Annotated in this window: 22 protein-coding genes; 16 read left to right on the forward strand and 6 right to left on the reverse strand. The window is 55.6% G+C overall.

What is annotated here, in order from left to right:
* Positions 1-43: 43 nt before the first annotated feature.
* From EZM41_RS11780 to EZM41_RS11805, 6 genes are read left to right on the forward strand one after another with little or no spacing between them, the layout of a single operon-like run.
* The gene (locus EZM41_RS11780; protein WP_342449319.1) at positions 44-820 is read left to right on the forward strand and encodes an HpcH/HpaI aldolase family protein; all 777 of its coding nucleotides are present in this window, start codon (positions 44-46) and stop codon (positions 818-820) included.
* A gap of 4 nt (positions 821-824) precedes the next feature.
* Positions 825-1,724, forward strand: a complete 900-nt coding sequence (locus EZM41_RS11785) for a DUF2156 domain-containing protein (protein ID WP_198471254.1) — start codon at positions 825-827, stop codon at positions 1,722-1,724.
* 22 nt (positions 1,725-1,746) lie between these two features.
* Positions 1,747-2,586: a PP2C family protein-serine/threonine phosphatase gene (locus EZM41_RS11790; protein ID WP_198471255.1), complete on the forward strand. Its 840-nt coding sequence runs from the start codon at positions 1,747-1,749 to the stop codon at positions 2,584-2,586.
* Entirely contained in the window at positions 2,564-3,157 is a 594-nt protein-coding gene (locus EZM41_RS11795; RefSeq protein ID WP_198471256.1) for an FHA domain-containing protein, read from the forward strand. The genes EZM41_RS11790 and EZM41_RS11795 overlap by 23 nt, the downstream gene beginning before the upstream one ends.
* Positions 3,148-4,686, forward strand: coding sequence for a VWA domain-containing protein (locus EZM41_RS11800; RefSeq protein WP_198471257.1), 1,539 nt, complete (start codon positions 3,148-3,150; stop codon positions 4,684-4,686). Before EZM41_RS11795 ends, EZM41_RS11800 begins: the two co-directional genes overlap by 10 nt.
* Before the next feature lie 27 nt (positions 4,687-4,713).
* A complete protein-coding gene (locus tag EZM41_RS11805; protein ID WP_232619356.1) occupies positions 4,714-7,407 on the forward strand; it encodes a serine/threonine-protein kinase in 2,694 nt (897 codons plus the stop codon).
* Positions 7,408-7,409: 2 nt separating this feature from the next.
* On the opposite strand, the gene selD is transcribed toward EZM41_RS11805, so the two are convergent.
* Complete coding sequence (gene selD / locus EZM41_RS11810; protein WP_198471259.1) at positions 7,410-8,450, reverse strand: selenide, water dikinase SelD; 1,041 nt, start codon at positions 8,448-8,450, stop codon at positions 7,410-7,412.
* A gap of 96 nt (positions 8,451-8,546) precedes the next feature.
* Here selD and EZM41_RS11815 point away from each other — a divergent pair, with 96 nt between their 5' ends.
* Positions 8,547-8,888 carry a 4a-hydroxytetrahydrobiopterin dehydratase gene (locus EZM41_RS11815; RefSeq protein WP_198471260.1) on the forward strand — a complete coding sequence of 114 codons (342 nt, stop codon included), beginning with the start codon at positions 8,547-8,549 and terminating at the stop codon, positions 8,886-8,888.
* Positions 8,889-8,939: 51 nt separating this feature from the next.
* On the opposite strand, the gene EZM41_RS11820 is transcribed toward EZM41_RS11815, so the two are convergent.
* From EZM41_RS11820 to EZM41_RS11835, 4 genes are all read right to left on the reverse strand, one after another.
* Positions 8,940-9,929 carry a dihydroorotate dehydrogenase-like protein gene (locus EZM41_RS11820; protein WP_198471261.1) on the reverse strand — a complete coding sequence of 330 codons (990 nt, stop codon included), beginning with the start codon at positions 9,927-9,929 and terminating at the stop codon, positions 8,940-8,942.
* Positions 9,926-13,483 carry a pyruvate:ferredoxin (flavodoxin) oxidoreductase gene (gene nifJ / locus EZM41_RS11825; RefSeq protein WP_198471283.1) on the reverse strand — a complete coding sequence of 1,186 codons (3,558 nt, stop codon included), beginning with the start codon at positions 13,481-13,483 and terminating at the stop codon, positions 9,926-9,928. The genes EZM41_RS11820 and nifJ overlap by 4 nt, the downstream gene beginning before the upstream one ends.
* Positions 13,484-13,651: 168 nt before the next feature.
* The gene (locus EZM41_RS11830; protein ID WP_342449321.1) at positions 13,652-14,305 is read right to left on the reverse strand and encodes an amino acid ABC transporter permease; all 654 of its coding nucleotides are present in this window, start codon (positions 14,303-14,305) and stop codon (positions 13,652-13,654) included.
* A gap of 10 nt (positions 14,306-14,315) precedes the next feature.
* Positions 14,316-15,077: an amino acid ABC transporter ATP-binding protein gene (locus tag EZM41_RS11835; RefSeq protein ID WP_198471262.1), complete on the reverse strand. Its 762-nt coding sequence runs from the start codon at positions 15,075-15,077 to the stop codon at positions 14,316-14,318.
* Positions 15,078-15,156: 79 nt separating this feature from the next.
* Between EZM41_RS11835 and EZM41_RS11840 the strand changes: the two genes are divergently transcribed.
* Genes EZM41_RS11840 through thiM form a run of 4 tightly spaced genes read left to right on the forward strand, consistent with a single transcriptional unit; the run spans position 15,157 to position 19,148 of the window.
* Entirely contained in the window at positions 15,157-16,407 is a 1,251-nt protein-coding gene (locus EZM41_RS11840; RefSeq protein WP_198471263.1) for a M48 family metallopeptidase, read from the forward strand.
* A gap of 18 nt (positions 16,408-16,425) precedes the next feature.
* Entirely contained in the window at positions 16,426-17,520 is a 1,095-nt protein-coding gene (gene ychF / locus EZM41_RS11845; RefSeq protein ID WP_198471264.1) for a redox-regulated ATPase YchF, read from the forward strand.
* A gap of 12 nt (positions 17,521-17,532) precedes the next feature.
* The gene (gene thiD, locus EZM41_RS11850) at positions 17,533-18,327 is read left to right on the forward strand and encodes a bifunctional hydroxymethylpyrimidine kinase/phosphomethylpyrimidine kinase (RefSeq protein ID WP_198471265.1); all 795 of its coding nucleotides are present in this window, start codon (positions 17,533-17,535) and stop codon (positions 18,325-18,327) included.
* A 5-nt stretch (positions 18,328-18,332) separates the two neighbouring features.
* Positions 18,333-19,148: a hydroxyethylthiazole kinase gene (thiM, locus tag EZM41_RS11855; protein ID WP_198471266.1), complete on the forward strand. Its 816-nt coding sequence runs from the start codon at positions 18,333-18,335 to the stop codon at positions 19,146-19,148.
* Between the two features lie 15 nt (positions 19,149-19,163).
* Here thiM and EZM41_RS11860 read toward each other — a convergent pair whose 3' ends face one another.
* Positions 19,164-20,411, reverse strand: a complete 1,248-nt coding sequence (locus EZM41_RS11860; protein ID WP_198471267.1) for an HD-GYP domain-containing protein — start codon at positions 20,409-20,411, stop codon at positions 19,164-19,166.
* A 229-nt stretch (positions 20,412-20,640) separates the two neighbouring features.
* On the opposite strand from EZM41_RS11860, the gene gcvT reads away from it, so the two are divergent.
* The 5 genes from gcvT to EZM41_RS11885 all read left to right on the forward strand — a co-directional run.
* A complete protein-coding gene (gene gcvT, locus EZM41_RS11865) occupies positions 20,641-21,732 on the forward strand; it encodes a glycine cleavage system aminomethyltransferase GcvT (RefSeq protein ID WP_232619358.1) in 1,092 nt (363 codons plus the stop codon).
* Between the two features lie 38 nt (positions 21,733-21,770).
* A complete protein-coding gene (gene gcvH / locus EZM41_RS11870; protein ID WP_198471268.1) occupies positions 21,771-22,154 on the forward strand; it encodes a glycine cleavage system protein GcvH in 384 nt (127 codons plus the stop codon).
* Positions 22,139-23,500 carry an aminomethyl-transferring glycine dehydrogenase subunit GcvPA gene (gene gcvPA, locus EZM41_RS11875; protein ID WP_342449322.1) on the forward strand — a complete coding sequence of 454 codons (1,362 nt, stop codon included), beginning with the start codon at positions 22,139-22,141 and terminating at the stop codon, positions 23,498-23,500. Before gcvH ends, gcvPA begins: the two co-directional genes overlap by 16 nt.
* A complete protein-coding gene (gene gcvPB, locus EZM41_RS11880) occupies positions 23,497-24,954 on the forward strand; it encodes an aminomethyl-transferring glycine dehydrogenase subunit GcvPB (protein WP_198471269.1) in 1,458 nt (485 codons plus the stop codon). Before gcvPA ends, gcvPB begins: the two co-directional genes overlap by 4 nt.
* A 14-nt stretch (positions 24,955-24,968) precedes the next feature.
* A partial coding sequence (locus EZM41_RS11885) for a flavin reductase (RefSeq protein ID WP_232619342.1) occupies positions 24,969-25,236 on the forward strand: 268 nt, incomplete at its 3' end.

The following is a 25,236-nucleotide window of genomic DNA, read 5'->3' on the forward strand; positions in this document are numbered from 1 at the left end:
TTAAATTAGACTAAAAATAGAAATCTTGCGAGGAGTGTCAGACGTGGTGAAGAACACGCTAAAGGACAAGCTTGAAGCAGGGGAGTTCGCTATAGGTCCCTTTTTGGGCATAAACTCCCCGGATTTGGTGGAGATCATGGGGCTTTCCGGCTTCGACTTTTTGGTCATCGACACGGAGCACGGGCCCATGAGCCCGGAGTCTATACAACATCTTATACGTGCGGCGGAGGTAAGAAGCATCGTCCCCATCGTCCGTGTTACGGATCAGGGGGAGACCACAATATTACGGACGCTCGATGTGGGCGCTTACGGCATAGAAGTGCCTCAGGTCAATTCACCCGAAGCGGCGGAACGGGTCGTGAGCTTTGCAAAATACTATCCCAGAGGAACGCGGGGCGTGGCCTTCCCGAGGGCTTCGGGTTATGGCATGTGCTCTCTGGATAGTTACATCGCTGAGGCGAATGAAGAGACCATGGTGATCGTGCACTGCGAAAACAAGTTGGCCTTAGAGTGCCTGGACGAGATCGCCGCGGTCGACGGCGTGGATGTGGTTTTCGTAGGCCCTTACGACCTGTCGCAATCGTTGGGCGTGCCCGGCAAGGTAGACAGCGCTGTAGTGAGAGACGCCATAGACCGCGCATTGGAGATGATTCGCAAGAGCGGGAAAGTGGCAGGCATATTCGTAGCCACCGTGGACGATGCGCTCGCGCGCATCGAGCAAGGCTTCCAGTATATAGGCTACAGCATGGACAGCATCCTCTTCGGCAGCGTCTGCAAAGCTGCGGTCGATGCAATCCGCTCTAAAGGGGCCAAGGCGTAGGATCATGGCGAAAGAGGCAACTGTGGCATGTGAGCCCTTCTCTCTGGAGAGGGGTATGCGATACCTGGATTACTTTAGCTCCTGCTCCCAGAAGTCTTGTGACTACAGTCTGGTCAACCTGTGGGCGTGGAACGAATATTTCGGCTATCATTGGGCTTGGGATGGCGATTTGGTATGGCTCCTGTGCACACGGCCCTACGAGGCTCTTCAGGCGCCTGTGGGACGTTGGGAAACCCAGGACTGGAGGGAGATATTCGAGCGTTTTCAGGAAGGGACGTGTTTTGAGCGAGTTCCCGAAAGGCTGGCCTGCATCTGGAAGAGGGCTTTGGGCGATCAGCTTGAAGTCCGCGACGACAGAGGGCAGTGGGAGTATGTTTACAGGGTAAAAGACCTGGTCGAACTCAGGGGAAACCGCTATCATAGCAAGAGAAATCTCCTTCAGCAGTTTATGAAAAACTACGACTGGTCCTACAGCCGCTTAGAAGAGCGTCACATACCCGAGGTCTTGAAAATGCAGCAAGAGTGGTGCGAAAGCCGAGATGCTAAAAATTCTGTGGGCATTGTGGTGGAGGATGTAGCCATAAAAAGGACTTTTGATCGCTGGCGGGAACTCCCGAACCTGATAGGGGGGGTGCTCTACGCGGGAGGAAAAATGGTAGCATATACGGTGGGCGAGCGCCTTGATGACGAGACGCTTTTGATACATTTCGAGAAGGGTCTCAGTCAGTATAAGGGAGTGTATCAAGCGATCAACTATCTCTTCCTCTTGAACGAGGGGGCCGAGTTTACCTGGGTGAACAGGGAGCAAGACCTGAACATAGAAGGATTGCGCAAGGCTAAAATGTCATATCACCCTGCGTTCTTTCTCAGGAAGTGCCGTGTCAAGTGGCTCGGCGTTTCCTAAGGGTTTTGAAGGGTTCTGGCAGATGGAGGGTGTGCCTTTGCTTTTGGGCAACGCGCAACACAGGGGCAAAAGAAAAGAACAGCAAGACTCCTTTGCCATCTCTGACGTGAGCGATGCCGTCTTCGTAGAAAAAGGTGGGATTTTGGCTGTTTTGGCGGATGGCATGGGAGGAATGTCGCTGGGGCGAGAGGCCAGCGCGCTCGCTGTGGAGACGATGCTCGAATCGTATGTCATCAAAGAGGGGAACGAGCCCGTCGTTGAGGCTCTGATGCGCTCGCTGTCCAGGGCGAATATGGCAGTGGTGGAGCTGGCGCGAAAGCATTGTCTCGAAGGGTCTGTTGGCACTACCATGGCGGCGGCGGTCATCTTCCGAGGGAGCCTTTATTGGGTGTCGGTGGGCGATAGCCGCATATACCTGTGTCGTGACGGGAGGTTGATCCAACTTACCGCAGATCACACATATGCCTCGGAGCTTTACGAAGAGGCTTATAGCGGTGAAATCTCGTGGAACGATGCCCTGCTTCACCCTCAGAGGGGCGCTCTGACCAGCTTCCTCGGCATGGAGCGGATTCCAATTGTGGACAGAAACGCTCAGCCTCTGTCGCTACGCGATGATGATCGGGTGCTTTTATGTAGCGATGGGCTATATAGAGGCCTTTTGAGCGAGGAGATAGTGGAAGAAATGCGCCTTTCTCCTCGAGAAGCAGCAGAGAGGTTGGTCTTGCGCGTCTTAGCGAAGGATCTGCCACATCAGGACAACGTGACCGCAATAGTCTTAGCTCCTATGGAGCCATCCTTAGCTTATTGCGAGGTAGAAAGACGAGTTGGGGGGATGAGTCATGTCGTGGGTGAGGTGCGATAAAGGGCATTACTATGACGACGATAGGCACAGTTCTTGTCCTTATTGCGGCGTGGAAGAAGTGAGCGCCGACGTATCAAATCTTCGATCAGGCGAAGGCATCAAGGCGCCCGCCGCTAATTCGCAGTACGAACGAAGGGACGAAAACGAAAAGACCGTGCGCCTTGGGGAATTCAAAACAATGGGCGGCGCAGAGGAAGGCGAGACGGTAGCCCTTGTGAGGAGCAATTTGGGAATGGATCCCGTAACGGGCTGGCTCGTCTGTATCGATGGCCCGGAGAAGGGGAGAGATTTCAGGATCCGAAGCGAGAAAAACAGCATCGGTCGAGCTCCGACGAACGATATATGTATTCGCAGCGATGAAACGGTATCACGAGTGCACCACGCTTATGTCATCTACGATCCCAAGAAAGTTGCCTTTCGCCTTCAGGCTGGCGAAGGGCGCGGCTTGGTCTACAAAAATGGAGAGGAAGTCGTCTTCTCGGAACCCCTTGAGGCATACGACGTTATAGAGCTGGGGCAGACGAAGCTCCTCTTTGTCCCTCTCTGTGGGGAGCGATTTAAATGGGAGTGAGGACGAGCGTGCGCTGTACCATCGCCGCGGTCATCGTGTCAGTCTTGTTTTTCGCTTCCGCATGCAACGCCCAAGGTGACTTCAAGTTCAGGGTAGTTCAAATGGCTCCCACATATCCAGAACTTGCGGCCTATATGGAAGTTCTCGACGCAGATGGGGCGTTGGTCTCAGACCTTGAGCCCAAAGACCTCGTGGCTACTTTAGACGGCAAACCTGTTACAGTCAATTCTTTCGCACCAGACGATGGAGGGGCTGCCTTCGTCTTTCTCGTGGATATATCGCGCTCACTTAGGGCATCCCATATCGTTCAGGTGCGCAAGGCTCTCTCCGAATGGATAGACAGTATGGGGCCGCAGGATAGGGCGGCGATCGTGACGTTCGGAGAGACGGTGAAACTCCTTTCGGATTACACGGGCTCAAAAGAGGACTTGAAGAAGATAGCGGAGTCGCTCCAGGCGCAAGATCAGCTTACGTTGTTGCACCAAGCTGTCCTCTACGGGCTGGAATTGGGCAAGCGCGCAGACCCCGATCTTGCGGCGCGGAGGTCTCTGGTTGTAATTTCAGACGGTATTGACGACTCGAGGGGCAGCGCAACGAAGGACGAGGTTTTGAGGCGCTTAACAGAAGAACCTCTGCCGATCTACGCTGTTGGCTTCTACGTGCCGCCCATGAACGAGGCCAAGAAAAGGGGTTTGGAGACTTTGGGCGAGTTCGCCCGTGCCTCCGGCGGGGAGATCTTCGTCGCGGAAGAGGACAATCTCGTGGATACTTTCCGTCAGGCTATGTCACGCGCCCGTGCCACATATAAAGCGGTGCTGGATGTCTCTTCTTTTGAGGCCAACGGCCAGCCGCACAGGATTTCGTTCGTGTTACAGGTGAATGACCGCTTATATCGCGAAAGCAGGGATGTGCGCCTCGTCGATTTGAGGTTAGTCCCCGGCATGACGCCTGCGCCTCCCGCTTCAGCGGAGAGGGTCTCGGCACTTCAGGCAGAAGCTCCAAAGCTTCAGCCAAGCGAATCGGCTGCCAGGCCGGCACCGAAGAAACGATCCTCATTGCCCTCTGTTCCTGTTTTGGTGGCGATCGCGGCTTTGATTGTAGTGCTGGCGCTGCTATTCTTTATTGGCAAGAAGAGACCTCGCCCTGTCGGGGGAGGCGAAAGCCATACCGGCGTTAACCCCACTCAAGCGCCATCCTCGACCGCTGCAAAGAGCATCCGCCTGAAGTTGACGGTGGTGAAGGGGGCTGAAGCCTCGAAAGATTACGACATTGAAGTTGCGCCGGCCGTTACGATCGGGCGCCTGCCGCGGGACAACGCGATAGTCATAAAGGGAGACGCCGGTGTATCTGGGCGCCACTGCGAGATCTTCCTGGAAGACGGCAGGCTATATGTGCGCGATCTTAATTCGACGAATGGAACATTTGTAAATGGTATAGCCATTAAAAAACCTCAACCGCTCGACGATAGCGATACCTTGCTTTTGGGGAGGACGGAGCTTCGCGTATCGCTCCCAAAGGAAGCCGTTTAGCGTGAGGAGAGGTAGTCCGCATTGGAGATGGAAGCGTTAGAGGAAATATGGCCCGAGCGGGTCTGTCTCAATTGTCTCGGCAAGAAGGAACCAGAGCTCGACTGTCCCAACTGTGGGTGGTCTGGGGAAAGTCTTTTCGTCTCACCTCTTTTCCTGCCACCGGGGACGGTGTTGAAAGAGAAATATCTGGTGGGCAAGGTGCTAGGCCATGGCGGGTTTGGAGTTACCTACATGGCATTGGATCTCTCGCTCGCCTTGCGCGTTTGCCTTAAGGAATATTTCCCGGCTAACTTGGCCACCAGGAGCGCTCCACAGAGCCTCTACGTTCAGGTTTTCAGCGGAGAGGCTGGTGAGCTTTACGACCTCGGACTGCGCAGTTTTCTCCATGAAGCGCAGATCCTTGCCCGTTTTGAGGACCATCCTGGCATCATGTCGGTTCGCGATTACTTCGAGGCCAACGGCACGGCCTATATGGTGACGAGCTATTTTAACGGAATAACGTTGAAGGCCTACCTGGAGCAAAAGGGAGGCAGCATACCTTTTTCATTGGCGTTGAAGATCCTGATGCCCGTGATGGATTCACTGAGGAGCGTTCACTCGGCTGGCCTCCTTCATAGAGACATAAGCCCGGAGAATATATATCTCACCGATGACGGACAGGTGAAGCTCCTCGACTTCGGCGCCGCGATGCGCATGGAGACTCCTTACGAGAACAGCATATCTGTCGTCGTGAAGCCTGGGTATGCTCCTGAGGAACAGTATCGCTCCGGCGGGGAGTTGGGGCCCTGGAGCGACGTATACGGCGTAGCTGCCACGTTGTATCGCGCTATCACCGGGATAGTCCCTCCAGATGCCTTGGATCGCTTGCACCAAGACTCTCTAAAGCTTCCCTCTGATTTGGGCGTGGAAATTCCGAAGCGCGTCGAGAGCGCCCTCATAAAGGCCTTAGCCATCAACCCCCGAGATCGTTTTCAAGACATCTCCTCTTTTCAGCGGGCCCTTATGGAAGAGAAGCCTCACCAGGTTCAAGCTGAAGAAGACCACTCCAAACCTCGTAAGTCCCGCAGAAGGACCCGCCCGCTCGCCATCGTGATCCTCGTTTTTGCCTGCGGCACGCTCTTTTTCCTTTGGAGCGATAGCCCTGACAGACTATACAGGGAGGGCAAGAGCTTATACGAGCGTGGGAATTACGAGAAGGCTTTGGAATATCTCTTCGAGGCGAAGGGCAAAGCCGGCGGCGATCTCCTTCGCCGCATCGATCTCGCCGCCGCCGAGACCCTCTTAAGGTTGAACCGTCCGGAGGATGCCATAGGCGATCTCAAAAAGATCGTCGAAGGGGAGCCAGGTTCGGCCGAGGGTTGGTCCCTCTTGGGCGACGCCTACAGCCTTCTTTTCCGCCCTGAAGAGGCCTATCGAGCCTATATGAACGCTTGTAACGCTTCGCCGGAGGACGCAGCGCTGTGGCTTAAGGCAGGAGAGACGGCTGAAGGGCTTGGGCGCGAAAATGAGGCGCTCGAAGCCTACGAAAAGGCGCTCTTGTACGGTAACGGACCTCCAGAGCTTTGGTCCAAGGTCGGAGCGCTTTATGAGAGCTCAGGCAGGTTCGATAAAGCAGCGCAGGCGTATCGCAAGGCTGCGGATCTCGCTCCAGATAACGCAGAGACGTGGAGACGTTTGGGGTTTGTCCTCGCGAATGCGTCGGATTTCAAGGGAGCCTCCGAAGCATTGAGTCACCTGACGAATTTGGTCCCGACCGATGCCGATGCATGGGTGGCGCTCGGAGAGGCGCTCGGGGCCTCCGGCGATAAAGAAGGCGCCATCCGCGCTCTTCGCAGCGGTGCCCGCTTAGCTCCCGAACGAGCGGACATTTGGGGGAAACTCGGCGTTGCGCTGTTGGAGGTGGGCCGTTACAAGGAGGCGACCGAGGTCCTCCTTATGGCGACTGCTCTTTCTCCTGCAGACGGACAGTATTGGTATCAGCTCGGCTTCTCATACATGGCAGGCGGAGACCCTCAATCTGCGGTAGAGCCACTTCAAAGGGCCGTTGGACTGCGCCCAGATCGAGCGCGGTGGTGGCAGCTATTGGGCAAAGCCCTCGTCAAGTGCGGCAGATACGATGAGGCGACCATCGCCTTGGAAAAAGCCGTGAAGGCGGATCAGGACGATGTAGAGGGATGGCTCGCCCTGGGAGAGGTCTATCTTAAGCAATCGAGGTTCGAAGAAGCCCTGGAGAGCTTTCGGAGGGCCGAAGGGATGTCTCCTTGGGATCATAGGGCCTTGTTGGGGCGCGGGAGATCCCTCCTGAGTCAGGGACACCTCGAGGATGCCTCCGGCGCTTTGAGGGAGGCTGCACGCCTGGCTCCGAATGAAGCGGAGCCTTGGATGGGCCTCGGCGAACTCTATATGAAATTGAATCAATATGACAGGGCAGTGGAGAGCTTGAAGCGAGCAGTCAAACTCGAGCCCGACGACAACACGGCGTGGAAGCTCCTGGGCCAGGCCTATTATCTCTGGGGACAGTATGACGGAGCAGTTGAAGCGTATAGCGCCCTTGTGGAGAAGATGTCCGAAGATAAAGGCAACGAGTCCGAATACTACGAGCTCGCCATATCCTATATAAAAGTGGGGGACACGGCATCGGCGCGGCGCATCCTCAACCTTCTGGAGGAAAGGAACTCCTCATATGCACAAGAACTGCGCAAGGCCCTTCAGGAGCGTTAAGGCTATGCTTTCACCGCGATCTCGCCATCGCCTCGGATAAACCTTCCGATTACAGAGGCATCGTGCCAACCTGAAGCGCGACATGCCGCAAGGATCATTTCGCTTCCTTCGGGGTGTACGGCCAAAAGCAATCCACCGGATGTCTGCGGGTCGAACAAGAGCTCCGCTTCTGCTGATGAAATCCCATCTAAGCCACCGATTTTAGGAGCGTAGAGTTTGCGGTTCCTGTACCCGCCGCCCGGCACAAGCCCCTCCTCTGCGTATTCCAAGGCTCCTGGGATCACGGGCAGGCGTTTTATGCATATCTCAGCCGATAGGTCCTTTGAAGAAAGCATATTGAGCAGGTGTCCCGCTAAGCCGAAACCGGTTACATCTGTGCAGGCATGGATGCGGGACTTGGCATTCGCATCCAATTTCAGCGGCAGGTCGTTGAGCCGTCTCATGCTTTCAACGGCCGCGTTTATATGTTCGACCTTGGCCATATCCGCTTTGGCTGCCGTCGAAATCAACCCTGTGCCCAGGGGCTTTGTGAGGATCAAGACATCACCTTCTTCGGCGCCGTCGATGCGCCAGACATCATCGCGACGCGCTTCGCCGAAGACGACGAGGCCATATTTCGGCTCCCGGTCCTCTACGCTGTGTCCACCAGCTAAGATTGCGCCAGCCTCTATGACTTTCTTCTGGCCGCCCTGCAATATGCTCTGCAATACCTCAATAGGCTCACAACTCAAAGGAAAGGCGACGACGTTCAGAGCCACTCTGGGCCGCCCGCCCTTCGCAAAGACATCGCTCAGCGAGTTTGCGGCAGCCACCTCGCCGAACAAAACGGGGTCATCCACGATGGGCGTTATGAAATCGATGGTGAGGATGCCCACCCTTTCTTCATCGATAGCCCAAAGTGCGGCGTCTTCCCCTCCCCTCCATCCGGCCAAGAGGGATTCATCGTCGGACTGCGTGAGTCCTTCTAAGAGTTTATGTAGGTCCGCCGGACCTATCTTGGCCGCTCAACCGGCCGCGCTGGACATCTGCATAAGTCGGACCATGTCGATCTCCTTCGGATTTGCTCATTTTTCAAAGCAATTATAATTTATCATATCTATCATAAGCAAGCTTTGAAGATGAGGAAGGAGAGTCACACGATGGACTTGAGGGAGCAAAAGTGCAAACCCTGTGAGGGAGGAGTGCCGCCGTTCACGGAGGAGGAGGCGAAGGAGTATCTGAGCGAGGTTCCCAATTGGGAGATCGCTCAGGAAAACGGCAGGCTGTGTATACGCAGGACGTTTAAGTTCAAGGATTTCAAAGGCTCATGGCGTTTCTTCGATGAAGTGGCTGCTTTGGCCGAAGACGAGGGACACCATCCCGATATTTTGGTGCGCTGGAACAAAGTGATCATAACGCTCACTACCCATGCGATAAAAGGGCTTTCGATAAACGATTTCATAATGGCGGCCAAGATCGACGACCTTTACGAAGGCTTGTAGCCAAAAGCAAGAGAGGGCACCGAAAGGTGCCCTCTCTTGCTGCGCTTTAGATCAGTAAGAGCTGATGAGCTTCACGTAGTTGGCGCGCTCGAAGGCCTTTGGGTTCGCCACGGCCCTCTGGCTGAGATGTCCCCTGATCTCCTCTGAGCTCTTGAACCCCTTTTCCTCCAAGAAGCGCTTGAACTCTTCGAGCATTACGGAGGCATGGTTTATTCCGTTTTTCAGGAGCGCCGATGCGACCATGGCCACCTTGGCTCCGACGAGGATGCACTTGGCTATGTCTTCCCCCCTGTGCACGCCTCCCGTTATCGCTATATCCGCTTTTATGCGCGGCGAGGTTATGGCGGCCCATCGCAGCCGCAGCAATAGCTCCTGCGGCGTGCTCAATTCGAGACGCGACACCACATCCATCGTTTTGACGTCCAGGTCCGGCTGATAGAAGCGGTTAAAGATCGTTATGCCTTTGGCTCCGGCCTCCGTCACCATTTTCGCTACGCAAGGTATGGAGCTGTAGAAGGGGGAGAGCTTCACCGCTACGGGAATTTCTACGGCTTCGCACACGGCTTTCACGGTCTCCAACAGCTCTTCCTCCACCTGTGACGACGTGACGAGGGGATCTGTGGGGATGACGTATACGTTGAGCTCCAGGGCATCGGCTCCGGCCTCCTCTATGCGGTGGGCGTAATTTGCCCACTTCCCCGGTGAGGTGGCGTTCAGGCTCGCTATGATGGGTATGGAAGTGGAGCCCTTTGCCGCTTCTATAAGCTTCAGATACGGCTCTGGTCCTAAGCCGTATTGCGGAAGCTCCGGAAAGTAGGTCAACGCCTCGGGGAAACTCTCAGCCCCTTCCTCGAGGCCTTCGTGCAGCCTAACGCTCTCAGAGGTCAGCTCCTCCTCGAAGAGGGAGTGGAGCACTATTGCTCCAACTCCGGCCTCTTCGAGCCTCTTTATGTTATTGAGCTGTTTGGTCAGGGGCGAAGCCGAAGCCACCAGCGGATTTTTCAGCTTTAACCCTAAATATGTCGTCGAAAGGTCCGTCACCTTGCATCCTCCTTCCTGCCCAAGATCTGCGAAAGACCTTCGTATAGGGCCCAGCGCTCATGTATGCCATTTTGAGCCGCTTCGAGCAATTTTTCAGCCCTCTCCGGGAAGGCGTTGTGGAGCATGGCGAAGCGCGTTTCGTTGAGGGCGTATTCCTTGAGCGGGATCTGCGGCCCTTTCGAATCGAGTTGCAGTGGAGACTTTCCCTCTGCTGCGAGGCGAGGGTCGTAGCGCAAAAGGGGCCAGTGACCGCAGGCCACGGCCTTCTTCTGTTGCTCCAAGCCGTATTTGAGATCGTATCCGTGGGCGATGCAATGACAGTAAGCTATGATGATGGACGAGCCTGGATATGACTCTGCCTCTAAGAACGCCCTGATCGTTTGGGCGTCGTTCGCGCCGATGGCCACGCGGGCCACATAGACATTGCCGTACGTCATAGCCATGAGTGCCAAGTCCTTCTTGCCGGCGGGTTTTCCGGCAGCGGCGAATTTAGCCACGGCTCCCATGGGCGTGGCCTTGGACATCTGGCCCCCCGTATTCGAATATACCTCGGTGTCGAGCACGAGGACGTTCACGTTCTCTCCAGATGCCAATACGTGGTCCAGCCCGCCGTACCCTATGTCGTAAGCCCAACCGTCGCCGCCGACTATCCAGATGCTGCGCTTCACGAGGTCATCGGCCAGCTCTGCCAATTCTTTTGCTTTGGGGTCAGTTAGACTTGAAAGCTTTGTTTTCAGTTCGGCCACTCTTTGGCGCACTGCAGCGAGGCCGCTTTCGTCCGATTGGTCGGCTTTCAATATCTCGTCGACCAGCCTCTCCCCGATGCTCCCGGCTAATTCCGCAAGCAGTTGACGGGCTCGTGCCCCTCGGATGTCCGCGGAAAGCCTCATCCCCAGGCCAAACTCGGCGTTGTCTTCGAAGAGCGAGTTCGACCAGGCCGGCCCTCGTCCCTCGTCGTTATGTGTCCACGGTGTGGTAGGGAGGTTGCCTCCGTATATAGACGAGCAGCCCGTGGCGTTGGCCACGATGGCTCTGTCGCCGAAGAGTTGACTCAGGAGCTTTACGTAAGGGGTCTCACCGCAACCGGCGCAGGCCCCCGAGAACTCAAAGAGCGGGCGCATGAGCATTACGTCTTTGACGCTCTTGGTGTTAAGCTTTGCGCGCTCGATGTCGGGGATGTTGAGGAAGTGTTCCCAGTAACGCGCCTCTCTGTCCTTTATGGGAAGTTGCGGGGTCATATTTATGGCCTTTTTCTTCGCGTCGGTCTTGCTCTTGGCAGGGCAGTTCTGCACGCACAGACCGCAGCCCACGCAATCTTCTGGAGCTACCTGGATGGTGAAATACATATCCTGCATCTTAGGCCACTTTGCCGGAGCGTAACGCCATCCTTCCGGTGCGTCTTCCAGCAGCTTCTTCTCGTAGACTTTACCGCGGATGGTGGCATGCGGGCATACCAAGGCGCACTTGCCGCACTGAATGCAGATCTCAGGCTCCCACTGAGGGATCTCCAGGGCTATATTGCGCTTTTCCCAACGCGACGTGCCGCTCGGGAACGTCCCGTCTGCGGGAAGGGCGCTCACGGGGAGTTCGTCCCCTTTTAGGGCTATCATCGGGCCGAGAACGTCTCGCACGAACTCAGGAGCCTCGGGTGAGACCGGAGGGCGCAAGTCGAAGGAGGCAGTGATGCGCTCCGGCACGTTTACCTGGTGCATGTGATCGAGGGCAGCATCGACGGCCGCTATGTTCATCTCGACAACCGCTTCGCCGCGCTTGCCGTAGGTCTTCTCTATGGCCTCTTTTATGCGCCCTACGGCGTCGTCTTTGGGCAATATCCCGCTCAAGGCGAAGAAACAGGTCTGCATGATCGTGTTGATCCTGACCCCCAGCCCCTTTTCATTGGCTACGCGATAGGCGTCGATCACGTAGAACTTGAGTTTTTTGTCTATAATGTGCCTTTGCATGGCGATGGGCAGATGATCCCACACCTCTTCCGGTCCGTAAGGGCTGTTCAGCAAGAAAGTCGCCCCTTGGGCAGCTGTATTCAGGACGTCGTATTTCTCTACGAAGGGGAATTGGTGACATCCCACGAAGTCGGCCTTTTGTATCACGTAAGTCGACCGGATGGGCTCTGGACCGAAGCGCAGATGGGATATGGTGATGCCCCCAGACTTCTTAGAATCGTAGACAAAATAACCCTGAGCGTAGAGGTCTGTACCTTCGCCTATGATCTTGATGCTGTTCTTGTTGGCGCCGACCGTGCCGTCAGCTCCCAGCCCGAAAAAGACCGCCTGGGAGAGACCTGGGTGAGGTATCGAAAAGGATTTGTCCAATTCGAGGCTCGTCTTCGCCGTGTCGTCATCGATGCCCACGGTGAAGTGATTTTTGGGGGAAGGCTTGGAGGCTTCGTCCAAGACGGCCTTGACCATCGCCGGCGTGAACTCTTTGGACGATAGACCGTAGCGCCCTCCGATGATCCTCGGCTTACTCTTTGTGGGTAGTTCTCCGGAAGCTGCCATTTCCTCGATGGCCGACACCACGTCGAGGTATAGGGGTTCTCCCAAGCTCCCGGATTCCTTCGTGCGGTCCAGAACGGCTATTGTTTTGATGCTTTTAGGCAAGCTGCTGACGAAGCCTTTCGCCGAGAAGGGGCGGAAGAGGCGAACCTTGATCAGCCCTACCTTTTCACCCTGTTCCGTCAGGTATTGAACGGTCTCGTGGGCCGTTTCAGCGCCGGAACCCATTATCACCAGGACGCGCTCAGCCTCGGGGTGCCCGACGTAGTCGAAGAGATGGTAGCTGTATCCCGTCAGCGAGGCAAATTTGTCCATCGTCTCTTGAAATATCTCAGGTGCCGCCATGTAGTATGGATTGCAAGCTTCTCTGGCCTGGAAGAAAACGTCCGGGTTCTGGGCCGTGCCGCGGATAAACGGGCGGTCGGGCGAGAGGGCTCTCTTCCTGTGGGCCGCCACTAAATCGTCGTCTATCATGGCCCTCAACGTCTCGTCCTCCAAGTATTCGATCTTGGATACCTCGTGAGATGTGCGGAAACCGTCGAAGAAGTGGAGGACCGGCACCCTCGCCTTGAGCGTGGCGGCGTGGGCAATGCAGGCCAGGTGGTGAGCCTCTTGGACAGATCCCGATGCGAGAAGCGCCCATCCGGTGGCGCGTGCGGCCATGACGTCGCTGTGATCGCCGAATATGGAAAGCGCGTGTGTCGCTATAGTCCGAGCGGAGACGTGCATGGCGCATGATGTGAGCTCGCCGGCGATCTTGAACATGTTCGGTATCATCAGTAACAACCCTTGAGACGCCGTGAAGGTGGTTGTCAAGGCTCCGGCTTGAAGGGAACCGTGCATGGCCCCCGCTGCTCCGCCTTCGCTCTGCATTTCTACGACCCGCGGGACGCTGCCCCAGATATTTCGCCTTCCCTGGGCGGACCATTCGTCGGCGTGCTCTCCCATTGGCGAAGACGGCGTTATGGGGTAGATCGTAGCCGCTTCACTCAGCCTGTAGGCAACGGACGCTACAGCCTCATTGCCGTCTACCGTAATCATTTTTCCTTTCACTCATAGCCTCTCCCTTCAAAATTGTTTTATTTTTTTAATTATAACTTACATAGTGCGCCTTGGGGCAGGCTTGCCTACCGAATGCGCGCAGCCACACCGCGCTGTGTGGCTATAGCGCGGCCGACGCGTATAATCGGGCAGGCATAAAATCCGCTGCTACCGCACCTGCCACCTTTTTTCGATCCAACTCAGAGCGTTGCTCGTGACGCTGGTGAGCATAAGATATATCAGGCCTACCAAAGTGAACGTCTCAAATGACGCGTAGGTCACGCTGCGGACCTGCTGCCCGACCATGGTCAGTTCCGTTATTGCGAGCGTAGAAAGCAACGATGACTCCTTTACGAGGGTCACGAACTCGTTGCCGAAGGCGGGTAGCATGTTTCGGATCGCCTGAGGCAATATAATGTAGCGCATCGTCTGAAGATACGACAAACCGAGCACTTTTGCCGCCTCCCACTGTCCTTTGGGGACTGCCTCTATGCCGCCGCGCACGATTTCTGCCACATAGCCGCCTGAGTTTATGCCCAACCCTATCACGCCCGAAGTGAAAGCCGGGAGGTTCAACCCCAGCGACGGAAGGCCAAAATAAATGAAGAAGAGCTGTATGAGCAGAGGAGTGCCGCGGATGACATAGACGTAGGCCGCGGCGAGCATTCTGAGCGGCAAAGCGAAAGGGAGGACCCTCAATGCTCCCATCACGACGCCTATGGCCAACCCCAACAGCACAGCTACGATAGAGGCGCGGATCGTGATCAAAGTCCCCGCGCCGAACATATGCAAATACGGCAATACGGCAGAGAAGTCTAACACCTCGAACCTCCTATTCGACCACGAGAGTTTTGCCGAAGTGAGGCAAAAGCCTCTGCAAAAATAACTGCGTCCTGGCCTGCTTCGGCCTCACGAAGATTTCGTGAGGCGGACCTTCTTCTACGATAACTCCCTCATCCATAAATATTACACGGCTTGAGACGTCTTTGGCGAATAACATTTCGTGGGTGATGATGATCATGGTCATGCCGCTGTGCGCGAGTTGGGCGATCACCTCGAGCACCTCCCCGACCAGCTCCGGATCGAGAGCGCTGGTCGGTTCGTCGAAGAGCATGATTTTGGGCTCCATGGCCAGGGCCCTCGCTATGGCGACCCGTTGCTGCTGGCCTCCCGAAAGCTGAGACGGCCGCGCGTTGAGCTTGTCTCCAAGCCCTACGCGGTGCAGGAGTCTCACGCCTACCTCCTCGGACTGCTCGCGCGTGAGGCCTTTTACCTTTGTAGGAGCCAGCGTAACGTTTTGGAGCGCCGTGAGATGGGGAAAGAGGTTGAACTGTTGAAATATCATGCCGACCATCCCCGACAATTCGCGGTTGCTGATCTTTTTGTCGTCGATCCTGTTGCCGTAGAGACAAACTTCTCCATCGTCTATGTCCTCGAGCTTGCACAGGCAGCGCGCCAGCGTGCTTTTGCCCGAGCCGCTCGGACCTATAACCGAGATGACCTCTCCCTCTTCTACCTCTAAGTCGATCCCTTTCAATACGTGAAGGTCGCCGAAACGCTTATGAAGGTTTCGTGCCTGTATGGCCTTTGTCAACCATTTCACCTCCCGATGTCATTCTACTACGTATGTGGGTTTATACTTACATCGGTGCACAATTGGAGGGGTTCGTGTTATGTGGAAAATCGCCTTTTGGGTTCTCTTTTCGGCGGCAGCGTCGTGGGAGGTAATCCTTCACGCGTTGGAGTGGAGGCATTTAAAGACGTTAGAGGGTGGGCCGCCTCAGGAGATGATTCACATTTTGCCCGATAATTATAACTGGCACAGAGGGATTAAATATGCCCAAGATCACCTGCGCTTGTGCCTCGGGGAGACGATTTCGGCCTACGTCCTAATGGCCGTTGCCATAGAAAGCGGCCTCTACGCTGCGTTGAGCTCGTGGGCAGGGATGACCTTTACCTCTCCCTTCTTGGCGGGTTTGATCTTCGGTGTCGTGGCCTCGGCGGCCGTTTGGCTCGTGCAGCTTCCCTGGGAATGGAACGAAGCCTTCCGCGTCGAGGAATCGTACGGCTTCAATCGGGCTTCGCCGGCGCTCTTCTGGCGGGACCAGCTCATCAAGTTGTCGTTTTTGTGTGCGATCGGTGGAGGGTTACTGGGATCCCTCACATGGCTTTTGGAAAAGCCTCTTTGGCCCTTGTGGGGCTTTTTGCTCCTTTCCGGCGTAGAGCTGTTCTTTGTGGCCTTTTTACCACTTATCGTCGTGCCGCTATTTTGCAAGTTGGGTCCTCTGCAGGACGAGGCCCTACGTGAGCAGATCGAGGGCCTCCTTCAAAGCGTCGGTTTTCGGCCGGCCAAAGTTTTGGTGGCGGATGCCTCGAAGAGATCCCTTCACGGCAATGCCTTCCTGGCAGGATTGGGGAGGGCGAAGAGAGTGGTCCTTTTCGATACGCTGATGCGCTCCTTTCCCCATCAGGAGATATTGGCTATCATAGGGCATGAGCTCGGACATTGGAAACGTCGCCACGCGGCAAACCGTTTGGGCCTGTTGCTATCATTTCAGGCCTGCGCTTTTTTCTTTTTATGGGCGGCCATGACGTCGCCTCTTTTTACCGCATCTTTTGGCCTGGAAGGATTTTATCATGGGAGTCTTGGCCTTGCCGTCGCGATGCTGGGGTTTATCTCCACGCTCTCCTTCCAGCCGCTCCTTTCTTCCAGGGCGCGAAAGGAGGAGTTCGAGGCCGATGTCTTTGGCGCTGAATATGCTGGCAGAGAAGCGATGATGGAGGCTCTCCGCCGCCTTTCCTCGGAAAATCTCGCATGGAGCCCGCCACACAAGTTGTACGCTGCCTGGTATCACAGCCATCCTTCTATGCTCGAACGGCTCCTTCTTTTATCCGACTGGAAAAGGTGCAGCGTTGCACAATAATTTATTGGGGGTGATCCCTTGCTTTCATGTGGCATCATCGGCCTTCCCCTATGCGGGAAGACCACGATATTCAACGTAATCACCAAGGCAGGGGCTGAAGTGAAGCCCTATGCGAGCGGCAGGGTTGACCCGAACAGGGCGATCGTGCCCGTCCCAGATAAGCGCTTGGATCGCCTCGCGAAAGCCTTTGATCCGAGGAGAGTGGTGCCGGCGACGGTTGAGTTCGTAGACTTGGCCGGAATTGCGAAAGACGCCGGCAAGGGAGCCGGTTTGGGCGTCTCCTTCCTCTCCTTCGTTGAGAAGAGCGATGCTTTGATCCACGTGCTTCGCGCCTTCAGAGATCCCAATGTGCCTCATCCCGAGGGCAGGATAGACCCAGCGGAGGATTGGGAGATAGTGGAGATGGAGCTCATCTTGAGAGACCTATCGGCATGCGAGAGCCGCATCAAGGGATTGCGCGGCAAGAAGCGCCTTCAACCGGAAGACGAGTCGGAGCTCTCCCTTTTGGGGCGCTGTCGCGCTCACCTCTTGGAGGGGCGCCCGTTGAGGGAGGAGAGCTTTGCTCCCGAAGAGGAGAAGAGGCTCAAGGGTTTTTCCTTCCTCACCAGCAAGCCTGAGCTTCTGGCCTTGAACTTGGACGAAGATCAGACGAGAGATGATCTTATCCCGGGATGTGAGAGGCTATATGAGTTGACCTCTCAAAGAGGCCTCGAGCTGGTCAAAGTCTACGGTCGCCTGGAGATGGAGATGGCCGAGCTTTCACCCGAAGAGGAATCGGAGTTTGCGAAGAGCGCCGGCATAGAGGAACTGGGTAGAGAACGCCTCATAAGATTTGCTTACCGCATTTTGAAACTTATTTCCTTCTTTACCGTTGGAAAGGATGAAGTCAGGGCATGGACCATACGGGACGGAAGCACAGCGGTCGAGGCAGCAGGAGCCATCCACACGGACATGGCCAAGGGCTTCATAAGGGCCGAGGTGGTTCATTACGAAGATTTCGCTGCCCACGACTTTTCCAAACAGAGGTGTAGGGAGAAGGGATTGTTACGCCTTGAGGGGCGGGATTACGTCGTTCGCGACGGAGATATCGTAGAGATCAGGTTTAATGTGTGAGGAGGAATGACAATGGCGTATCGCGGAATCGCTTTGACCATAGCTGGCAGCGACTCGGGCGGAGGCGCTGGGATTCAAGCGGATTTGAAGACCTTCGCAGCCTTTGAGGTTTTTGGCACCACGGCCATCACAGCTATTACGGCGCAGAACAGCTTGGGCGTACACGGCATATTTGACGTCCCTCCGGAGATGGTGGAAGCACAGATAGATGCCGTGCTCTCCGATTTCACCGTTGGCGCTGCGAAGACCGGCATGCTCAGCAGGAGTGAGACCGTGAGGGCCGTATGTGATGTCCTGAGGCGGCACCGTTTCGCTGCGCTCGTGGTGGATCCAGTTATGATAGCCCAAAGCGGCGATACCTTGATAGATAATCCTGCCGTCGAAGCTTTGAAAGAGGAGCTATTTCCCCTCGCCTACATCGTTACGCCGAACGTGCCGGAGGCCGAGCGGCTCACGGGGCTATCGGTGGAGGATGAAGAAGGTATGGAAATAGCCGCTCGAGAAATAGCGCAGATGGGCCCTCGGGGAGTGCTGGTGAAGGGCGGACACTTGCCGGGCAAGGACGTGGTCGACCTGTTCCTCTGGGATGGAAAGGTGACCCGCTTTACCCATTCGCGCATCGATACCGAAAACACCCACGGCACGGGTTGCACGCTGAGCGCTGCCATAGCTGCGGGGATCTCCGCGGGGGTGGATGTGCTGGCAGCCGTAGATGCAGCCCGTCGGTATGTCCGCAAGGCCATGGAGGAAGGCTTTAAGGGAGGCAAGGGTTACGGCTGCCTCTGCCACATAGTGAAGGAGTGGTAAATGCCATGTCCTGGAGCGTTTCCGATGTAGCAATGGCATGGAGTGCAATACGCCCTCGTAATCCTCTCATCTATCACATCACGAATGCCGTGGCCATGAACGAACAGGCGCACGTCATGCTCGCCGTAGGTGCCTCTCCCATAATGTCCTGGAACCCGCTCGAGGCAGGGGAGTTGACGAGGGCATGCGACGGCGTATTGGTGAACATCGGGACGCCGACCCGCGAGAGCGCGGAGGCCGCTTTTGTAGCTGTCGAAGAGGCTCGTTCTGCAGGAAAGCCGCTTCTGTTCGATCCTGTGGGTTACGGTGCTACAACGCTGAGGAGCGAACTTGTAGAGAGGCTTATCGAAAGCGGTGCGCCGACCATAGTAAAGGGGAACGGATCGGAGATCTCGCTCCTCGCCGGCGCGGGAGGTGCGATTCGCGGCGTCGACGCAGTCGAAACGGGGGATAGCGCAAAGGCCGCCGCGGGTGTAGCCAAAAAGTTTCGTTGCTTGGCTATAGCTACAGGCAAAGATGACTACGTGAGCGACGGGAAACAGGTATGGGTGGTGCACGGTGGCCACGTCTGGCTTAAATCGTTAACGGGCTCGGGATGTTGGGCGGGTTCGCTCGTTTTGGCTGCCGCCATCTCTTGCGGCGATAAATTTTTGGGCAGCGTGGCGGCCTTGGTGGCCTTCGGCATCGCCGCAGAAAAGGCGGCCACTGTCTCCAGCGGTCCTGGCACCTTTAGGGCCAGTTTGTTCGACGCTCTCTCGTCTCTGACGCCTTGCGATTTTGAGGCTGCTGGCGTCCGCTGGGATAAAAGGCAAGCTTTCTGACTTTTATATACATGTCTAATCTTGGATAATGGGTCTCAGCGCGCGTTCTAAGACCTTTTGCCACGAAGGAAGAGACTTCAGGGAAAGCTTATGAGGGTTAATCTGTGCGATAAACAAGGTCTCTTTCTGATGGCTCTTTATCCTGCTGGCTAAATTGTCTAAAGAATTGCCGCCGCAGCAGATAGAACTCCTCGGAATTTCCGCCTCTTTCCCTACCAAGGCCCAGCTGCGCTCCGATATAGAGCCTATGACGAGACCGCGTACGGGTTCACCCCTGTGAGAGGGGGTGCTGACGTTTACTATTGCGCCGTCGCGTGAAATCACGACGCATCCCGTTGGGTAGTCGACCACTATCTCGCTCATGAGCGGCGCAAGGTTCGGATCGAGTTTGGCCCCTGCCTCACCTTTCAAGATTTCGAGGGCCTCGACCGGGAGAAATGCCGGCCGGTATGGCCGGTCGGAGATCAAAGCGTCGTACGTGTCGGCTACGGTGACGAGGCGGACTACTTCTGGGATCTCTTCTCCCTTCAAAAGTACGCCGCTTGCGGGGCCGTAGCCTGTCCCATTCCAGTGTTGGTGATGATGAAGCACAATGCCTCGCGCCAGCGGCATGATTGTGGGGGTTTTTCTCATGATCTCCCATCCCCACTGAGGGTGCATCTTCATGATCTCCCACTCTTCGGCGCTCAACGGTCCCGGTTTGTTCAAGATTTCCGGCAATATGCGCACCTTTCCTATATCGTGAAGCAGTGCCCCTATCCCCAAGTCGAGGCGGGTCTGAAAGTCGGGATATGTTATAAAGCCATTTTCGGCGGCTACTCGCATTAGTGCCAGGGAGATGAGCGTGGTCATCCAAGAGTGTTCATAGGTGTACTCATCATGGTTCGCCAAGTGCTTCATATCCGAAAATACAAGATTGCTCGCGGAAAATATACTCTCTATTACGGAAGCGATCTCCTCGGTGACCTCGTAAAGAACATCCTCCGGCAAGGCCTTTTTTGATCGGGCGAAATCGTAAATCTCCCTTATCTGCCTGCGCACTTTGAGGGCTATGTTCGATGGAGTGAGCGCTTCGTCGGCTTCTTCTTCGTCCGAAGGGAGTAGGACCTTGATGGATAGAATGCCGTGGCGCCTCAGGCTCTCTATCCTCTGGCGGGAAAGCCTCGTACCCCGCGCGAGGAGGAGCTGTCCGCCATCGCCCAAGACATCTATGGCGACCATCATCCCTGGTTGTAAGCTTTCGATTGGCACGACGAGCGGCAATTTGTAACCCCCATTCAGCGGCAGAGAAAGAGTTTTGTTTTCATATGGTCATAGCCCACGATTTGATATCTTATCATTAGCTCGCGCAAGATGAATGCGCCTAATGGCGTAATCCGATCAGCTCGAATGGGTCTTAAGTCCTAAGCCAAAAGAAAGCGACATTTGCCATTTGACGCAATTTAATATAACAGCCATAATTATTTGCGAAAGGGCGTGCTGGGCGGTGAAGATGTTGAAGAAAACCCCATTGTACGAAGAGCATCTGAAATTGAAGGCGAAAATGGTAGAGTTTCATGGTTGGCTTTTGCCGCTTCAGTATTCCGGCATTCTGGCGGAGCATAACGCCGTGCGGAATGCAGCTGGCCTCTTCGATGTCTCTCACATGGGGGAGATCATCGTTAAAGGTGAAGGCAGCGAGGCTTCCCTTCAGCGCATTCTCACGAATGACATTTCAGCGATGAAGCCAGGACGGGTGCTTTATTCCCCTATGTGTTATCCCGATGGCGGCATCGTCGACGATCTTCTCGTTTATAAGCTCGGCGAAGGAAGATTTTTGTTGGTGGTCAATGCCGCGAACGTGGAAAGGGATTACCAGTGGCTACTTTTACACGCATCTGGCGCGGAAATCGAGGACGTCTCAGACCAATATGCCCAACTTGCCCTCCAGGGGCCCAATTCTTTGGAAATTCTCCAGAGGCTCACACCTCAACCACTTAACGAGATAGGATTCTATCGATTCGAACCCAACGTATCGATAGGGGGCACAAGCGCGCTCCTTTCGCGCACCGGTTATACCGGAGAGGACGGCTTTGAGATATACCTCGACGCAACCGAGGCGCCTATCCTATGGCAGCGCCTGCTCGACGCCGGTTCGTCTCTCGGGTTAGTGCCGGCCGGATTGGGTGCCAGGGACACGCTGAGGTTTGAGGCTTGCCTACCCCTTTACGGGAATGAACTTTCAGAAAGGGTGACGCCCCTTGAAGCCGACCTTGATCGCTTTGTCAAGTTCAGTAAAGATTTCATAGGCAAGGAAGCGTTGTGGGCGCAAAAGGAAGGAGGGGTGAAACGGCGAATAGTGGGGCTTGAGCTGTTGGACCCGGGCGTCCCTCGTCAGGGATATGAGGTGCGCGCAGATGGCAAGGCCGTCGGCCTCGTCACGTCGGGCAATTTTGCGCCTTACTTGAAGAAGTATTTGGCCTTGGCCCTCTTAAATTCGGATTTTTCTCGCGAGGGCCAAAAGCTTTCGGTGTTAATAAGAGACAAGGAGCATAGGGCTATAGTCGTTCCAACTCCTTTTTATCGCAGAAGCGGGAAGGTTTAGATTTTTTAAAAAGGAATCAATCACAGGAGGTGTCGAGAGTGGCAGAATTTCCGTCAGAACTGAAGTATGCGGAGACGCACGAATGGGTGAGGGTCGAAGGTAAGAAGGCATATGTCGGCATCAGTGACTACGCCCAGGATGCGCTCGGCGACGTCGTTTACGTGGAGCTGCCGGAGGTGGGTAAGGTCGTAAAGGCGGGAGACCAACTGAGCTCCGTCGAGTCTGTGAAGGCTGCTTCTGACATATACGCGCCCGTCTCCGGCAAAATTGTCGAGGTGAACGAGTCCCTCAAGAGCGACCCCGCGCTCCTGAATAGCGATCCCTACGGCGCGTGGATCGCCGCCATCGAGATGAGCGATCCCTCCGAGCTCGATTCGCTTCTGGATGCCGCTGCCTACCGAAGGTTGTGCGAAGAGTCGTAGCCATGCGATACATACCCAACACCCAGGAGCAACGCGCGCAGATGCTCGAGGCCCTGGGCCTTTCCTCTGCGGAAGACCTCTTTTCGTGCATCCCAGAGGACGTTCGCTTTAAAGGGACGCTCAACCTGCCCGGGGCCCTTTCGGAGATGGAGCTCGTTTCTCACATGCAGGCCTTGGCCGACTCAGATTTAAACCTCGATGCGTGCGCCTGTTTTTTGGGGGCCGGCGCCTACGACCATTACGTCCCGGCAGCGGTCGATCAGATCCTATTGCGCCAGGAGTTTTATACGTCTTATACGCCTTATCAGCCGGAGATCAGTCAGGGGACGTTGCAGGCGCTCTTTGAATATCAGACAATGATATGCGACATTACGGGTATGGATGTGTCCAACGCTTCCATGTATGACGGGGCTTCGGCCTTGGCGGAAGCTTCGATAATGGCCTGCAGCATTACCGGTAGAAGTCGTGTGCTCATGGCCAGGTCAATACATCCTGAGAGCAGGCAGGCCGTAAGATCCTATGTGACGTTCAGAGATATGGAAGTAGAGGAGTTCGGCTACGTAAACGGACAGGCGAATTTAGAGGAGTTGGAAGAAAAGGTTTCGCCCGACACCGCTGCGGTGCTTGTACAAAACCCCAACTTCTTCGGCGTCGTCGAACCCTTAGAGGCGATCGCCGAGATCGCCCACCGCCATGGCGCCCTCTTCGTTGCAAGCGTGGACCCTATTTCGCTTGCGCTCCTTAAATCCCCCGGAGAGAGCGGTGCGGATATAGCCGTAGGAAGCGGTCAACCTCTTGGAAACTCCATCTCCTTCGGGGGCCCTCACTTCGGTTTTTTGGCCGCTAAAGAGAGGTTCGTGCGTCGCATGCCTGGTCGTATAGTGGGAATTGCGCACGACAAGAACGGCAAACGTGGCTTCGCTCTCACCCTCCAGGCTCGAGAGCAGCACATCAGGCGCGAGAAGGCCACGTCTAACATATGCACGAATCACACGCTCAACGCCATAGCCGCAGCGATATACCTCTCTCTCATGGGAAGAGACGGTTTGGTCAAAGTCGCCGAGCTTTGCCAAAAGAAGGCCCGATACGCATACGAAGCCCTCACAGGGCTCGGCAAATTCAAGCCCGCTTTTTCGACCCCCTTCTTTAGGGAATTCGTCCTGTTGAGCACCGAACCCGTGGGAAATCTCAATCGACGCCTCTTGGGTGAAAAGATCATAGGCGGGTATCCGCTGTGGAAGGATTACCCCGAGATGCCAGACGGTTGGCTCTTGGCGGTCACGGAAAAGAGGAGTTGCGAGGAAATAGATCGCCTCGTGAGGGTCGCGGGAGGTGCTTCGTCATGAGAGACCCTGAGAAGCTCATATTCGAGATGGGATCCCCTGGGCGAGTCGGTTATTCCCTTCCTTCCTGTGATGTGCCTGAACTTCCAGAACCGTTGTTTACATCCGAAGAGCATAGGCGAAAAAGCGCTTTGAATCTTCCCGAGGTGAGCGAGGTCGACGTGGTTCGCCACTTCACGAGGTTGTCGCAGCTCAATTACGGCGTAGACTACGGCTTTTACCCCTTAGGATCGTGCACTATGAAATACAATCCGAAGGTGAACGAAACCGTGGCGCGCCTCTCTGGTTTTTCCCGCATTCATCCGTACCAACCCGAGGAGACGGTTCAAGGGGCATTGAGGCTCATGCACGAGCTCGGGGGGATGCTCTCCGAGATAACGGGGATGGCCGCCTTTTCGCTGCAGCCCGCCGCCGGGGCACACGGTGAGATGACGGGCCTCATGATTATAAAGGCCTACCATGCCCACAGGCATGACAACAGGAGAAGACAGATCCTGGTGCCCGACTCAGCCCACGGCACAAACCCCGCCTCTGCCGCCATGCTCGGTTACGAAGTGGTGGAGGTGAGGTCGAACGAACGCGGCACGGTCGACCTCGATACGCTGAAAAGCCTGCTCAGCAAGGAAACGGCAGGCCTGATGCTCACGAATCCGAACACGCTCGGCCTTTTCGAGGACGAGATAGTTCCCATTGCCGAGGCGGTTCACGGCGCAGGTGGTTTGGTTTACTATGACGGTGCCAATCTGAACGCCATATTGGGAGTGAGTCGCCCGGGCGATATGGGCTTCGACGTGGTCCATTTGAACCTACACAAGACGTTCAGTTCGCCTCACGGCGGCGGTGGTCCGGGGGCCGGACCGGTGGGCGTGTGCGAAAGGCTTGTGCCCTTCCTCCCAAAGCCCGTGGTAGTGCTTGAGGATGGGCATTATCACCTCGATTATGACCGTCCCCTTTCCGTGGGCAAAGTTCGCTCTTATTTCGGCAACTTCGGCGTCTTGGTTAGGGCCTACGCCTATATATTGAGCATGGGAAGTTCGGGTCTGCGGGAAGTGGCCGAAAACGCGGTCCTGAATGCCAACTACCTGCTAAAACGCCTCAAGGGTCATTATCGCGTTCCCTTCGATCGCCCCTGCATGCACGAGTGCGTGGTCTCGTGCTCGAATTTGAAAGAGGAGTGCGGCATCTCGGCCCTCGATGTTGCCAAGCGCCTCATAGACTACGGTTTTTACCCGCCGACGATCTATTTCCCCTTGGTCGTCAAAGAGGCGTTGATGATAGAACCCACCGAGACGGAGGGCAAGGAGACGTTGGATGTCTTTGCTGAAACCATGATCACCATAGCTAAGGAGGCAAAAGCGGCCCCTGAGCTCCTGAAGGATGCCCCTCACGATACGGTCGTATCCCGCTTAGATGAGGTGGCTGCTGCGAGGAGCCCGATACTTCGTTTCAAGCCATAAGCGCCAACGCCGTTATGCAAATAACGGCCGAGCCGATATGCAACGCAGCTGCGATGCATAAAGATAATTTTACCACAACGTTGGTAGAAAAAATCGGCATAATGGGCATATCGGTTCTGGAAGAAGATGTGCCCATGACGTTCATAGGCAATTTCGGCTTTAAGAGTGGCCGCAGCATCGACAAATTTTGCGACTGCGAATACATCACTGGAGAGTTGGGCACACCGTTAGTGATAGACCATTGCATGGCCATCGTCGAGGCGAAGGTCATAAACATAATGG

Source organism: Acetomicrobium sp. S15 = DSM 107314 (genome assembly GCF_016125955.1).
In the GTDB taxonomy this organism is placed as follows: Bacteria; Synergistota; Synergistia; order Synergistales; family Thermosynergistaceae; genus Thermosynergistes; species Thermosynergistes pyruvativorans.